Source organism: Roseateles rivi (assembly GCF_043555845.1).
GTDB lineage: Bacteria > Pseudomonadota > Gammaproteobacteria > Burkholderiales > Burkholderiaceae_C > Roseateles > Roseateles rivi.
This window is the reverse complement of record NZ_JBIGHZ010000004.1, coordinates 412,412-426,790: the sequence shown is the minus strand read 5'-3', so window position 1 is coordinate 426,790 and position 14,379 is coordinate 412,412. Positions and strand designations below refer to the sequence as shown.

The window sequence follows — 14,379 nt, the reverse complement described above, 5'->3', positions numbered from 1 at the left end:
GATTGCCAACCCTTGGTCCCTCCGATGAGGCCGCGCGCGCTGCTATATGCATTTGTTTGAGCCCCTAGAACTGCTGGGCCCGGACGACCACGCCGACACCCTGCTCCAGACCCTGCACCGGGCCTGGGTCTACCGCCAACACAGCCCCGAGCAAAGTCAGGGCTGGGAGCGGCGCGTGCAGGAGCAGCTCTCCCACACCGATTCGCGCACGCGGCGCCAGTGCCAGGCTCGCCTGCTCTTGATGCACGCCGAGCGTGCGCAGCTGCAGCTCGAGTCCGAGCTGTGCCAACAGCAATCGCGCCAGGCCTACGAACAGTTCGAGCTGCTGGACGATTTGCGCGGCTGCTCCGACGCACTCTGGCCCCAGGCCCTGCTGCAGGCCGAATTGGGCCAGGTCGAACGCGCCGTGCTGCTGCTGCAGCAAGCCGCCGAGCTGGCGCTGCGCGCGGGCGACCCAGCGCGCGCGCACCTCGCCGCCCAGGAGCAAGCCGCCTTGCTGGCCTATGTGGACCTGCCGCGCAGCGAGTCCTTGGCAAAGCAATTCGGCCCCTTGCGCCCCGAATACGGCCCCGCCAACGAGGCCGCGGCCTTGTTCGCGCAAATGCGCTGGGCCATACAACACGGCCGCGTGGCCGAATGCACCGCCCCGGGGCTGCGCGCCTTTGAGCTGGCCCAGCGTAACGGCCAGCGCCGCTTGGCCGTTACGCTGTGTTCGGCCCTGTGCTACAGCGCTTACGGCGCCTGGGACTTTGAACAAGCCTTTGCCTGGATCGAGCGTGGCCACCAGCTGTGCGCCGGCCTGGGCTGGCCTGCGCTGCACGCCCAGTGCGACATGCGCCTGGGGCAGCTGTTGCTGCACGCCGGGCAAAACGAAAAAGCCGCTGATGTGCTGCAGCACGCCCTGCACAATGTTCAGGCCTACCCGCACCTGCGCGAGTACGCGGGCATTTTGGAAGGCCTGGCCTGCGCGCACTACAGCAGCGGCCGCTACGACATGGCCGAGCCCCTGCTGCTGCAAGTGCGCCACTGGGCCTTGCTCAACCAACAGCCCGAAATGGAAACCGAGGCCTTGGTCGGCCTCACCCACATTCACCTCGGGCGCGGGCAATGGGGCCTGGCCGCCAACTTCGCGTCCATGGCATGGCAGTCCGCGCAGGACGCGCAAGACTGGGGGCATGCCGTCATTGCCCTGTACCTGCTGTCACGCTCCACACTGGAGCGCACCGACCTGAGCGCCGAGGCCAAGCACCAGCTCATGGAGCAGCATTTCGCGGCCTTGCAAAAAGCCCAAACCAAGGCCAGCGGGCTGATTCTCAAGCCCTCTTACTACAGCGTGCTGTCGGACTACTACGCCACCTGCGGCGACCACGCCCGTGCCTTCGAAATCGAGCGCCAGGCCCGCCAGGCCGCACAACACGCCGCTGAAGCCACCAACAATCAACAGGCCTTGTCGCTGATGGCGCGCATCGAGCACCGGCGCATGGAGGCCGAGGCCGCCAAGCTCAAATCGCAGAACGAAGCCCGGCGCGAACGCATTGCGCTGCTGGAGCAAGAGCAAAACACCTTGGCACGCTTGGCCGCAGTGGGGCAGCGCATCACCGCACAGCTCAATATCGAAGCCCTGGGCACCCAGACCAACACGCTGATCCGCGAGCTGCTGCCGGTGGACAGCATCCTGATCTACCGCACCGACCCCAATGGCGAGCAGCTCTTGCCGCTGCAGCTCATTGAAGACGGCATGGCGCTGTCAGGCCTGCCCATAGCGCTGAGCCACCCCCACTCCAGCAGCGCACGCTGCGCGCGGCAGCTGGAGGTGTTGGTGCAAGAAGCGGCCGCCAACCAAGCCCGACTCGACAGCGAAGTGCCCGGTGCCAGCCCCATGGCCAGTGCCATGCACGCACCGCTGCAAGTGGGCAGCACGCTGGTGGGGGTGATGTCGCTTCAAACCCGCCAAGCCCATGCCTACGGCGCGCGCGAACGCACCATCTTCTCCGCGCTGAGTTCCTACGTGGCCATTGCCCTGGCCAATGCGGTGGCCCACCAAAACACCCAGCAGCTGCAGCGCAAGCTGGCCGATCAGGAAAAACTCGCCTCGCTGGGTTCGCTGGTGGCGGGCGTGGCGCACGAGCTCAACACCCCCATTGGCAACAGCCTGCTGGTGAGCACCACGCTGCAAGACCACACGCGCCATTTCGGCCAGCAACTCGGCGCCGGGGCGCTGAGCAAACGCGCCCTCACCGGACTGCTGGAGAGCCTGGGGCAAGGCCTGGATGTGGTGCAGCGCAATTTGCACACCGCCGCGCGCCTGGTCAACAGCTTCAAGCAGCTGGCTGTGAACCGCCAGGTGCAAGACCACTGCAGCTTTGACTTGCCCGAGCTTTGCCAGCAGTGCGTGCACACGCTGTCCCACCAGCTGCGGCGCCAACATGTGCAAGTTGTCACCGAGCTGCCCGAGGCGCTGCGCCTCTTCGGCCACGCGGGCTCGCTCAGCCAGGTGCTCATCATCCTGCTGGAAAACGCCCTCATCCACGGCATTGGCGAGCGCAGCGACGGCGTGCTGCGCCTGAGCGTGCAGCAGCGCGACCACCCCACCCTGCCCGTGCTGCTGGAGCTCAGCGACAACGGCAAGGGCATGCCGCCCGAAGTGCAGCAGCGCATCTTCGAGCCCTTCTTCACCACACGCTTTGGTCAGGGTGGCAGCGGGCTGGGCCTGTCCATCGCCCACAACCTCGTGGTCGAAGCCCTGCAGGGCGACATCACCGTGCACAGCAGCGAAGGCCAGGGCACACGCTTTTGCGTGGCCCTGCCCCTGCACGCCCGCGCCAACGCCAGCGCGGCCTGAGCGCGCGCAGTCTTCAGCCCAAAGCGCGGCCGATGAGGATTTTCTGCACCTCGCTGGTGCCTTCGTAGATCTGCGTCACGCGCACATCGCGGTAGATGCGCTCCACGGGGAAGTCGCTCACATAGCCGTAGCCGCCGTGGATTTGAATGGCCGCAGAGCACACCTTCTCAGCCATCTCGCTGGCAAAGAGTTTGGCCATGGCCGCTTCCATCAAGCAGGGCTGGCCCGCGTCCTTGAGCGCCGCGGCGTGCCAGATGAGCTGGCGCGCGGCCTCGATCTGCGTGGCCATCTCGGCCAGCTTGTGCTGGATGACCTGGTGCTCAAAGATGGGCTGACCAAAAGCCACCCGGTCCTTGCTGTACCGCAGCGCTGCCTCAAACGCCGCGCGCGCCATGCCCACGCTTTGGCTGGCAATGCCGATGCGCCCACCCTCCAGGCCCGAGAGCGCAATCTTCAAGCCCTGGCCCTCTTCGCCCAGGCGGTAGCGCGCCGGAATGCGGCAGTTCTCGAACAGGATTTGCGCCGTGTCGCTGGCGTGCTGGCCCATCTTGTCTTCGATGCGCGCCACCGTGTAGCCGGGCGTGCGGGTGGGCACCAAAAAGGCGCTGATGCCCCTCTTGCCCGCAGCCTTGTCCGTCACAGCCATGACGATGGCCACATCGCCGTTTTTACCGCTGGTGATGAACTGCTTGACGCCGTTGAGCACGTAGTCATCGCCCTCGCGCACTGCGGTGGTTTTCAAGCCCCCGGCTTCAGACCCCACATGCGGCTCGGTCAGGCAGAAGGCGCCCAGCATGTCACCGCGGGCCAGCGGCTTCAAAAACTCCTGCTTTTGTTCCTCGTTGCCAAAGGCCATGAGGATGGAGCACACCGGGCAGTTGTTGACACTCACCACGGTGGAGGTGGCGCCGTCGCCCGCGCCAATCTCTTCCAGGATGATGGCCAGCGCCAGGTAGTCCAGGCCCGCGCCGTCGTATTCCGTGGGCACGGCCACGCCGTAGCAGCCCAGCTCCGCCAAGCCCTTGAGCTCGGCCGCTGGGAAGTGGTGCTCCTTGTCCCACTGCGCCGCCTTGGGCGCAATTTGGTCTTGCACAAAAGCGCGCACAGCGTCTTGCACGGCGCGGTGGTCGTCGGAAAGCAGCATGGGGTCTCCCTGTCAATTCAATGCGGCAGCACGGCGCTGCGCCAGCCAGCCCTCACCAGGGCAGCCGCTCGCCGTCGTAGTTGTAGAAATGGCCCGAGTGCTGGGGCCGCAAACCCGCCAGCACCTGGCGCAGGCCCGCCACGCTGGTTTGCACGTCGATATCGGCCTCAGAGCCGCCCATGTCAGTGCGCACCCAGCCCGGGTGCAGCGCCACACACAGGGCCTGCCCGTCCAGCGCCAGAGCAATGTCTCGCGACACCGAATTCAGCGCCGCCTTAGAGGCCCGGTACAGCCACCCGGCAGGGTTTTGCCGCAGGCTCATGGAACCCATGCGCGAGGACAGCAAGCCAATGCGCGCGCCCGGCGCCAAGTTGTCCAGCAACTGCGGCAGCACCTGCATGGGCCCCAGCACATTGGTGGCCATCACGTTCTTGAACTCTTCCTCACTGGGCGGCTGCATGCCCTGGGTGCGCGGGCCAAACACACCGGCGGCGTAAAACACCTGGTCAAACTGCCAGCCATCCAACTGCCAGGCCAAGCCCGCCACGCTGTGCAGCTGCGCCACATCCAGGCTCACCACATGCGCCCCCAGCTGCCGCAGCGCCGCCCCAGCCGCCTCGCCCCGCACCGTGGCCACCACCTTGTCACCCGCGGCCAAGCACTGGCGCACCAGCTCCAAACCAATGCCCCGCGACGCCCCAATCACCAACACCGTGCTCACGCTGCACTCCCCCTCAATTCGAAGTGGGGGATTGTGCCTGGGGTGGGGGTGTGGCGGCGGACTCCAGGCTGGAGTCCGGTGATTCAGATGGGGTGCAGGTCAGACCACCCACAGCGATGGGTATTCACTCGGTGCTCCTGACCTGTGCAGAAACCGCTGGGTCGATACAGATTTTTCTTGGTCCTCAGCCTCCGCCTTGTCTGTGCAAGGTGCCGAGGTGAGGTGAGGTGCCGAAAGCGCCGGTCCGACCTAACAGCGAGTTCGGCCGACCGTTCTTCGCTTACTTCCCCAGGACCTTGTCCTCGATCTGCTGCTCCAGCGAGCGCCCTGCGCTGTCGGCGTCAGGCGCAACTGCCAAGAGGAACAGGCAGCGACCGCCGCTGCTGGCTTCCCACTGGGCGCCGACCTGCACCTTCTCGCGGGTGTCCTCAGTACCCAGCAGGTACTTGCCCTTGTACTCGACAGCAAGCACCCGGCCATCGACCAGCTCGGCCACGAAGTCAGGGTAGAAGTAGTCGGTAGAGGTCGGCAGCCAGAAGGAAAACCGCTCGTCGCGCTCAACGTTGCGGACCCAGTGCTTCACCCGGCGCTCTTCGTCGATGGCGCGGGCACAAACGAACTCCTCGGCGAGGTTGCCAGAGTCGGTGCGATGCCGCAAGTCGTGGATGCGGTTGTTGCCGTAGTAGTGCTTCTGGAAGCGGTTGGGGCCTTGGTAGAACGGTGGCCGGCCCGGGTAACGGTCCGGGTGGAACGTGAAGTGGTAGCGGAAGCTGTCGGCCAGCACAGGCGCAGCAGCCAGGCCAGGCAGCGCCTGCTGAAAGCCGGTGACGACCGCACGCTGGCGGCGGAACTCCAGCTCGCGACGGACGGCCTCAGCCAACGCGTTGCGGGTCCGAACCAGTGAGGTCAGCGTCAGGCCTCGGTCACGCTGCAGGTGCCGCACGATCGCCAGCAACCACTTGAGCATCACGGACTGGCCGATGTCGATCTGCCGGCACTCGCGGTCAAGCCAGCGCACGAGGTCGGTCTCGTCGGCGTGCGCCGGCACCGCGTTCAGACCAAGCTGCTCAGGCTCGGCCACCTTGTAGGTGACCGTACCGCCCTCCACGTCGATCTCGTAGGTGCGGCCCGTCTCACGCAGTTGGAAGCCGGCCAGGGACACCGGCTCGGCAAACAGGTCGAAGTGGCCCAGCTCCGAACACAGCCGGCGGTCGAGCGGCTGAAGCTCGCCGTCGAAGGTGAAGCACAGCTGGGGCAGCTGTGCGAACGGGATGCCGCGAGCAGCCGGGGCCTTGGCAGCATCCTGGCGCATGCGCTCGCGCTCGATGGACTCGCCCACGGCAGTCTTGTCCTTGCCGCTGAAGGCCCCCAGAAGAAACGCCTCGGTGGCTTCGTCAACAACGCCGCGCACGATGGCCGTAGCGCCGTTGGTGGTGGGACGCAGTTCGACGGTGGCGGCCAGTTCAGCCGGCACCGGTTGAGCCGGCATCGCGGGCAAGCTCACGATGGCCTCCGGCACCTTGCGCTTGTCAGCCTCCTGGCTCTTCCAGTAGCCGCCGTCGTCAATGACGGTGCCGCCAGTTGTGTTCGGCGGGAACAGCTGGCCCGGGGGTGGCGTGATGATGGCCGTGGCCGCCTCGAAGGCGTTGAAGCCCATGTTCTTCACGAGCCGGTCGGCCAGTTCGTCGGCCACGCGCACGAAGCTCTCGGAAACGATGTGCGCGTAGGCACGGTTCAAGGCCAGTTGCTGGCGAGCCTGGACGTACGGCATGCGCAGCACACGGCCCAGCAACTGCTCCACGTCCTTGGCACTGTGGGCGTTCTGCAGGCTGCACAGCACGTAGGCAAAGGGGCAGTCCCAGCCTTCCTTCAGGGCCTCGACCGTGACGACGTAACGCACGGGGCAGCTCGGCGCGCCGATCACCACGCCCGCCAGTTCCTTCTGGTCGCCGGTCGCCACCGCGATCTGGCTGCGGTCGATCTTCTCGCCATCGGCATCGGTCAGGTGCGCCACCAGCACGTCCACGGTAACTTCACCGCCTTTGGGCTGGGCCTGAAAGAGGACCACGGGGCGAACGTAGTCCTTCTCCTGTGCTGCCGCCAGCTCCAACCGGTCACGGGTCAGGATGGCGTCACGGACAGCATCCTTCCAGCCTGTCGGGTGTTCCATAAGGACGATCGGCAGCTTGATCATGTCCTCGTTTTGCAGCTCTTGCGCGCCGACGTGGAAGACGACGTTGCTGCCCTTGACGGGCGTGGCCGTCATCTCGATCAGGCAGGTGGGCGAGAGCCGTCGCAGCGTGTCGAAGGCCAGGTGGGTGCGGTTGTTGTGAGCCTCGTCCACGACAAGGATCGGCTTGTTCAGCGCCACCCAGTTCGCCAGCGACGACTTGACACGCCCAACGTCCTTCGGGGTCAGGTAGCTCTGCTTGACGATGTCGGCCTCGGTCACCTTGTCCAGGGGTTCGGCCTGGGCCGGCGTCAAACCCTGAAAGTGAGGTGCCAGCGACTCGTCGAAGGAGTACACGTTGCGGATGGTCGTGTCGCGCACGGCGAAAGACTGGATGGTGGCGACCACGATCACGGCAGCGCTGCCCACTTCGTGAGGCCCGACAGTCGCCAGTTCGTCCAGCGAGCACACGCGCACACGGTCACCGAAGTGCTCGGCCAGGCCAGCGTGGCAGGCGTTGCCGGGCACTCGCAGTGCCGCCAGGGTTTGGGTACGGATCGCGTCTGAAGGAACCAGCCAGAGCACCACGGGCGCGTCGGTGTCGGCAAACGCCCGGCCCACCCGGGCCACCGCGTGCGCAGCCATCGTGGTCTTGCCACCGCCCGTGGGGATGCGGACGCACACCGCCGGCACGTCGCCCATGGTGGTGGCGTCGTAGGCGAACGACTGGCCGACGCGGGCCATGGCCTCGTTCCAGGCGGTGACGTGCCCGGCCACTCGGGCACGGCGGAAGAAGGTTTCGAGCGCGTCCAGCGTGTTGTGCTGGTAGCGCTTCAGCGTGAAGGTAGCCATCTCGTCCCTGTCTTGCTTGTTGTACTGGCCGGCGCTGTCAGCGCGCCTTGATGTCGTACGGGATCTGCCGGAAAGTCACACCGGCCTCGGCCAAGCGCTGTTCGCCCAGACGCGTGGTTTCGCCGTAGACCACCTTGCGAGACGGAAGGCGGGTGCCGGCTGGCGTGGCGTCAGCCAGAAGCTGGTCGAGGTGTGCCAACACCGGGCCGGTGAGCACGTTGCCACCAGCCGGCTTGCGGTCGCCCAGGATGCCGTTGTAGAGCAAGAAGACGGCGGTGTCGTCGTGGACGCCCAACAGCGGGCTGTCGAACGTGTGGGTGGCGGACAGGCCGGTCTCGAAGTGCCAAAGGTAGCCCGCCAGGGCGCCGAACTGCACAGCAGGGTTGATACCACCGTCAGCGTCGAACACGGGCTCGCCGAGGGTGTAGAAGCAGAAGCCGCCGCCGCTCTCCCAGCCAACAGCGTCTGACACTCCACCCTGCTCACCGTTTAGCACTCTTTCAAGCCGGGGGAGGCAGTGTGTGATCGCGTGGTCACCTTGCTCGATGCCGATGTAGCGGCGGCCCATCTTGTGTGCCACCGCTGCTGTGGTACCGGATCCGAGGAAGCTGTCGAGCACAAGATCTCCCGCGTCAGTTGCAATCTCCAGGATGCGCTGCAGCAGTTGTTCCGGCTTCACAGTGTCAAACGCAGCGGCTTCCGGTAGCAACTCCCGCTGATGCGCCTTCGCCTGACGCGTGGTCTTGACGTCGAGCAATATGGTCGGATGAGGGCGTTCAGGTGCTTCTGGGGCGAACTCGCGGGTGTAGGGCACCCAGACTTCACCCTCTGCCTTCAACCGCTTTTTCCAGATCAGGCGCCCCTCTGCCCGCATCCGTGCCACGCCGACTTCGCCGTAAGCCCAATTCGCTTCTCTTCCATCATCATGAATGGGCAACACGCTAGTGCCGTCAGGGGCCTCTAGTGGGTAGAACATCGTCGGACGGTCAGCCCGCAGACTGTTCTTGCCGTTCTTTTTCAGGAGGCGATCTCGGTAACGGCGACCACTCTCGTCTACTTGGCCGTAGGCAGCGAGCAGCGAGTTATCGCTCTTCTTCTTGAAGCCAGCCGAGTCCTTCCGCTTCTCGTAGCAGAGTAGAAACTCGTGGTCTGGCGTAATAGGCACCTTGTTGTCATTCGGACTGTCGACCTTCTGCCAGATGAAAGTCGTGCTGAAGTTTTCTCGCCCGAAGACTTCGTCCATCAAAACCTTCAGGTAGTGGCCCTCTCGGTCATCGATGGATACCCAAACACTGCCCTGCTCCGCCAACAGTTCCCGCAGCAACACAAGTCGCGGGTGCATCAGGCTGAGCCATTGACTGTGCTCCAACTTGTCGTCGTAGTGTGTGAACGCACTTTGAGTGTTGTACGGAGGGTCAATGTAGATGCACTTGACCCGGCCCCGGTAGAAGGGCAAGAGCGCCTTCAGCGCCAGCAGGTTGTCTCCCTGAATAAGCATGTTGTCGGCGGACCGGTCACCATGCGCCGACTCGAAGTTCAACAGGTGGTACGGCACAGCGCCGGCCACGGACACAGCTTGGGCCTTGTTGACCCAGTCGAGAAACGGCATCTTGTAGCTCTCACTGTTTTTCTTGCCAGCATTGTCCACGCGGTTTCGGCACGCAGAAGTGCCCACAGCTTGGGCGCTAGGTTGGCTTGTTGCGCATCCGCCTCGCGAGGAAAGGCAGAGGCGGTAGAGGCACTTTCGCACCCAACCGGCTCACAGGGCGAGCCCGACCCACGCCGACGATCCGTCGCCAAGAGCCCGCACGGGCAACATCGCTTTTCGAGCCTTTCGGCCCAAACGCAGCAGCCCCTAAAGTTTCCGGGCACGGCGCCGAAAACGAACTGTGATCAGGCGCCCAGAAAAAACATACGCGCCGGATACGGCGTCAGATGGGTCCGGGAAAGCACCGACCATCGGACTTCCAAAGTCCTATGCACCAGGCAAAAGGGCCTAACTTCGCAGTTAATCCCATGTTTTGCTTGGAAACTGTTTGGTAGGCCGTGCAGGACTTGAACCTGCGACCAAAGGATTATGAGTCCATCCAGTAGACCGGCATTAGGGCTGCTTTGCCCGGCAGATCAAGGACTTAGACGCTGATACCCTTGCATTGCGGCCGCTTTATCCCGCTATGCCGTTGACACTTGGTTGACGGTTCAAGCAAGCACTTGCAAGCCGTGCTTTTCGATCACGGCAAGCAGCTTGAGCGCCATGCCACTGGGCCGCTTAGTCCCGGCCTCCCACTTCTGCACCGTTGATTCGCTGGTGTTGAGGTAACGGGCAAAAACTGGTTGACTGACATGTGCCCTCTCGCGAATTCGCTTGATCTCATTGGGCGCAATCTGAGGTGGCGCAGCCAAGCAAGACTCGTCGAATTCGCGCATGGTGGCCTTGTCAATGGCCCCCACACGATGCAGGGCCGAAGCCGACGCATGGATGGCCTCAAAAGCATCACTCTTGAACTTACGCTTCGTCGTCATGGCATAACTCCACAATGTCCTTGCCGCTCATCAAAGCGGCAATCTGCACATCAGTCAGCCCCGCATAGGCCTTTGCAAGAGACCTGAAGGCAGCGAGTTCATCGTCTTCGATGTTGTCTCGATCCTTCTTGGCAAAAAGGTACTCGAACACCCAATATCGGCCACCTTTGGCAAGGATGATGGAGCGGTGCATGTTGTCGTTCAGGCGCTTCTTGAAGACTCCACCGCCAAGATCGTCGGCCTGCCCTGCCATGGCCTGGCGAATGGCGGCACACAGATCCGCATCTGAAATCCGAGCCTTCTTTGCATCTTTGCCAAATCGGGCTGTCTTGAAGACGCGGGGCTGCTGTTTCTGAGGCATCACATTAAGTATAGCACCAGGTGCTAGACATTGTCCGTCCAAAACAAGTGCTGGCACAACTGGCCAGATAACGCCACTACTGAGTCAGCGTAAATTTGATCATCGGCCGGTCGTCTACTGCGCCGATCTTCCAAGAGTAGGACTTCGACAGTAGGCCAGGGGTGCCGGTGGCGTTGTGCTCCAAGACCTTCGCGTTGCCAGGCAAGAAAACCTCAGCCTTGCCATTCACTTTGATGCCGAGTGACCGCAACTGATCGCGATCCTTTTCCTTCATGGGAGGGACAGCGAGTAAGAACACGCCGTCCTTGCCGCGTGAGATGTTGAAGATCTTCAAGGTGCTGACCTGGCGCCCGATCTTCACGGCTTCTTCGATCTGAACATCGAAGCGCCCGTTGCCCGTGTAAGCCATCTTTCGAACGCCCGGTGCCTTTGCAGCCTTCTCCCCCTCGCGCTTCAAGGCGTCTTCCTCCTTGGCTGGCAGACCACCCTTGTCCCTAATGGCAGCAGCCGCCAAAAAGTGCACGGCGGTGCCTTCGTATTTGTATGTGTAGTCGCCATCTGGTTTGAAGTTGACCGAGGCCTCGAACTTCTCAGGCAGCAAGCAGCCGGTGAGCCCTAGCGCAGCCACTGTCACGATGGCGAGTGCACTTATGCGTTTCATATTTTCTTCTCCCTGTAGTGCATAGAGCGACGGAGCATAGCAACCAGACGATCGCATTGAATCAAGCGCAAGAGGACTCAGAGAGCGCAGGCATGGGTTCGTCGGGCTACGGAGTTCAACCCGCTTGAACGGGTTGAAGCCCTACCGGGCCGACTCCTACCGACGAAGCCAACAGTCCCCCGGACTGTTGGCCAAGCCCTCGATGCCTGCGTGAACGACTGGTGGCAGTCCGAAGGGTTCAGTCTGCTTTTGATGGCGCGAACGTCTGTCGGCGCGCTGCGATGTCAGCTACCGCGCTCAGCCTGGCCGAATCGCCACCGACAAGCCAAGGGGCATACGCCATGCAGGTCACAGGCGTCAGCTCACGCGAACCGTACCTCAAAAGTCGTGTTCAGATATTCTTCAGCTTCGTCACACGCAAAAAGTCACCCGAGCATGACACGCAAAGCAAAGAAAGCAGTTCCGAGCTACCGTGACAAAAGCGATTCGATCCGCCCCTTGCCCACATTCGTAACGGTGGAGAAGCAAGACCTGTCTCGCTGTGCCACAGATGGTGCAGATCGAACCATTGCCGATTGGCCAAATGACACAACAGACCAGAAGTCGCAGCCACACGGTCCTAGAACCAAGGATCACGACTTCTGAGGTACGCCCTCCTCGCCGCTGTTCTATGGCGCACCTACAACGACGCTACAGGTCATCCAGATCCTTACCGGTCAAAACTCTTCTGATCTCGATGTACATGGCACGAACCCCGTAAGCCGAAACGATGACAAAAGTCCAGAACTGAAAGAACTGTTCCATCAATAACCCCGTCAAATTCGCTGCACTTGCAGCACCAATAAAACTTCTGAGCGACTGTTGTCTTTGCCAGTGGTGTGGAAGAGGCGAGGAAGGAAGCCTGGCCCTTCGCGGGTGTCGCTTTCCTTGTTCTCCGTGAGACCCCCGAGGACGATCAAATCCCCGTCCTGAAGTCCGACAGATGTCTTCAAGGCCCGCTTCGTCAACGTGGGGGAGTTGTTGACTCCTGTGGTGGTCTGCGCAAAGTTGCTCAGCTGCTGATCAATGGCCAAGTCAATGACGCTTTCCTTTATCGTAGGCTGTACGTTGAAGATAACGCCGCTGCTACGGTACTCGACGCTTTGAACCGGCTGGCCGTTGTTGGGATAGCTCACTGAACCCAAAACAGGCACATCCTGACCAACGGAAAACGTACCTTGAGCACCCGACTGGATGCGAAGGCTTGGGCTGCTCATGACCTTGAAACGGCTGTCTTGGCTGAGCACGGAATACACCGCATCGAGCGCCGTATTTTTAAGACGGAGAAAGCTGCCCACGGGGTTGATGACGCCCACCCCAGCTTGGAGCTTGCCTCCCAAAAGCGATGCAAGCAAGCCAAACGCCGAGCCTTGCTTGTCCGTGGTGCTGACCTCGTACACCACACCACGAACGACAACTTCACCAAGTTGGAAATCCACCTGGGGCAAGAGCTTTTTGAGCTTGTCAACTTCTTTGCCGGTACCCGTGAACACCAATACGTCGGCACTTTGATCGAGCATGGCCGTGGCTGAACCCTGCGGAACTGGCCCTTTCGTGCTGATGGCATTTCCTGACACTGCACCGTTCACGCTGAAAGAGCCTTGAAACAGCGGGCCAAGCAATCGCGCCAGGTAGTGAACATCACGGAACAAGGGACGGTAGACAAAGCCCTCTAGCTCGATAGCAGGGGCGGTCTTCTCAACGTCTTGGCGCCTGGTGATGAAGTCGACTCCCGCTTTGGGTTGCACGACATAGCCGAGCGAGTCCAGGAAGGAACGGACAAAGGCGCGAACGTCGCCCTTGTCACTGGCATACCTAAAGGACACCAAGCGTGCATCGCTCAAAACCTCAGGATCAAGCACATAAGGACTGGTCAACACTTCGCCGTATATCAGTTGAACGACCTGGGCGACATTGATTGCCTTGAAATCGAATTTAACGGGCTTTGGGGCGCTTTGGCCGATGGCCGAACCACCAACCATCGCAAGCACCAGAACGAGCGCCAGGGCCTTGTTTTGCGTCATTGGGAACCTTTTGATTGTTGGACAGGAGCGCCCGACCAAAACGTGACGCGTTGGCCGTCCACATGCCCAACCATGGCTTGCCCAGCGTATTGGAAAGACGAGGGATGCTCTAGGCGAACGGTGCCTGACTCGTTTGCAATGACCACCATGGAATCAGGACCAACTTGATAGCTGCCGACGATGCGCCACAGATCAGACACCTCCTGCTTCGCTGTGGACTGCTGAACATCGGTGGCCGCGACGGTCTGAGTCGGTAGCGCTGCATCACCCGATTTTTTTTCTTTGAACTTTGAACCCGAAAAGAATCCAACCAAGCCCCACACACCCAACCCGAACATGCCGATAACCACGACGGCCAGAATCCAAAGCTTGGGACTCCTCAGGATGTTCTGACGGTCATCAACGCGCATTTCTTTTCCTGCACCACCTTGATAGCTGCTATAGAGCGGAAACACGGAAGGGTCATAGCGCTTGTTCTCGACCGAGACACGGCCTTTTTGAGTGAGCTTGTAGCCCTCCCACATTTCGACCCGATAGGTCTTGTTCCAGCCAAGTGTTTTGATCTTGGTGGTCTTGAAAGTGACTTCGACCACGACCTTCAACGTGCGGTGCAGGTCACCAATGTCCTGAACCATCAGAACAAGATCACAGGACACCTTCGATTCAGGGTCTACAAAGTGCCGATGTTCTCGGAAGAAGATTTTGTGTTCTGCCAGGAGCTTGCAATCAGTTCCCCAAAAGCGCCAAGCCTCATCGATGCAGATAATGTCGCCAGGCTTGCAAAAAGTATCGACGCCCTCACCGTAGGGCAGGAAACTAGCCTTTGAGACGTCATCGTTTTTACAGTGGACTACGCAACCCAGTTTTTCGGGATCGGAATCCCACCTTTCTTGACAGTAGGCCCGAATAGCGTCACTGTCGATGCCGTCTACGTTAGTGACAACACGACGGCCATTTTTTATGGCCGGCACGATGACAGACAAAACACACTCGTAGGACTTACCCGATCCCATAAGGCCGGTGTATGCGTTGATGGGCATAG

At 61.8% G+C, this 14,379-nt stretch carries 10 protein-coding genes; 1 reads left to right on the top strand and 9 read right to left on the bottom strand.

Annotated elements, in window-relative coordinates; translation table 11 throughout:
• Positions 1-52 precede the first annotated feature (52 nt).
• Positions 53-2,842, top strand: coding sequence for a sensor histidine kinase (locus ACG0Z6_RS12135; RefSeq protein WP_394461738.1), 2,790 nt, complete (start codon positions 53-55; stop codon positions 2,840-2,842).
• Positions 2,843-2,855: 13 nt separating this feature from the next.
• Here the strand turns inward: ACG0Z6_RS12135 and ACG0Z6_RS12130 are convergent, their stop codons facing one another.
• The 9 genes from ACG0Z6_RS12130 to ACG0Z6_RS12090 form a co-directional block, all read right to left on the bottom strand.
• Positions 2,856-3,986, bottom strand: a complete 1,131-nt coding sequence (locus tag ACG0Z6_RS12130) for an acyl-CoA dehydrogenase family protein (RefSeq protein ID WP_394461736.1) — start codon at positions 3,984-3,986, stop codon at positions 2,856-2,858.
• Between the two features lie 52 nt (positions 3,987-4,038).
• Positions 4,039-4,707 (bottom strand): SDR family oxidoreductase, encoded by a 669-nt coding sequence (locus ACG0Z6_RS12125; protein WP_394461734.1) that lies wholly within the window; start codon positions 4,705-4,707, stop codon positions 4,039-4,041.
• Positions 4,708-4,987: 280 nt separating this feature from the next.
• Positions 4,988-7,729 carry a DEAD/DEAH box helicase gene (locus tag ACG0Z6_RS12120; RefSeq protein WP_394461732.1) on the bottom strand — a complete coding sequence of 914 codons (2,742 nt, stop codon included), beginning with the start codon at positions 7,727-7,729 and terminating at the stop codon, positions 4,988-4,990.
• Positions 7,730-7,766: 37 nt separating this feature from the next.
• Positions 7,767-9,377 (bottom strand): site-specific DNA-methyltransferase, encoded by a 1,611-nt coding sequence (locus ACG0Z6_RS12115; RefSeq protein ID WP_394461729.1) that lies wholly within the window; start codon positions 9,375-9,377, stop codon positions 7,767-7,769.
• Positions 9,378-9,928: 551 nt separating this feature from the next.
• Complete coding sequence (locus ACG0Z6_RS12110) at positions 9,929-10,252, bottom strand: helix-turn-helix domain-containing protein (RefSeq protein ID WP_394461727.1); 324 nt, start codon at positions 10,250-10,252, stop codon at positions 9,929-9,931.
• Positions 10,236-10,613, bottom strand: a complete 378-nt coding sequence (locus ACG0Z6_RS12105) for a type II toxin-antitoxin system RelE/ParE family toxin (RefSeq protein WP_394461725.1) — start codon at positions 10,611-10,613, stop codon at positions 10,236-10,238. Before ACG0Z6_RS12105 ends, ACG0Z6_RS12110 begins: the two co-directional genes overlap by 17 nt.
• Positions 10,614-10,689: 76 nt before the next feature.
• Complete coding sequence (locus ACG0Z6_RS12100) at positions 10,690-11,274, bottom strand: hypothetical protein (protein WP_394461722.1); 585 nt, start codon at positions 11,272-11,274, stop codon at positions 10,690-10,692.
• An 815-nt stretch (positions 11,275-12,089) separates the two neighbouring features.
• A complete protein-coding gene (locus ACG0Z6_RS12095; RefSeq protein ID WP_394461720.1) occupies positions 12,090-13,337 on the bottom strand; it encodes a type II secretion system protein GspD in 1,248 nt (415 codons plus the stop codon).
• Positions 13,334-14,377, bottom strand: a complete 1,044-nt coding sequence (locus tag ACG0Z6_RS12090; RefSeq protein WP_394461718.1) for a zonular occludens toxin domain-containing protein — start codon at positions 14,375-14,377, stop codon at positions 13,334-13,336. The genes ACG0Z6_RS12095 and ACG0Z6_RS12090 overlap by 4 nt, the downstream gene beginning before the upstream one ends.
• Positions 14,378-14,379: the final 2 nt, after the last annotated feature.

Excerpts from the sequence above, each read along its gene's own strand:
- ACG0Z6_RS12130 (WP_394461736.1), bottom strand. The coding sequence starts at position 3,986 with ATGCTGCTTTCCGACGACCACCGCGCCGTGCAAGACGCTGTGCGCGCT.
- ACG0Z6_RS12120 (WP_394461732.1), bottom strand. The coding sequence starts at position 7,729 with ATGGCTACCTTCACGCTGAAGCGCTACCAGCACAACACGCTGGACGCG.
- ACG0Z6_RS12110 (WP_394461727.1), bottom strand. The coding sequence starts at position 10,252 with ATGACGACGAAGCGTAAGTTCAAGAGTGATGCTTTTGAGGCCATCCAT.
- ACG0Z6_RS12105 (WP_394461725.1), bottom strand. The coding sequence starts at position 10,613 with ATGCCTCAGAAACAGCAGCCCCGCGTCTTCAAGACAGCCCGATTTGGC.
- ACG0Z6_RS12100 (WP_394461722.1), bottom strand. The coding sequence starts at position 11,274 with ATGAAACGCATAAGTGCACTCGCCATCGTGACAGTGGCTGCGCTAGGG.
- ACG0Z6_RS12095 (WP_394461720.1), bottom strand. The coding sequence starts at position 13,337 with ATGACGCAAAACAAGGCCCTGGCGCTCGTTCTGGTGCTTGCGATGGTT.
- ACG0Z6_RS12090 (WP_394461718.1), bottom strand. The coding sequence starts at position 14,377 with ATGCCCATCAACGCATACACCGGCCTTATGGGATCGGGTAAGTCCTAC.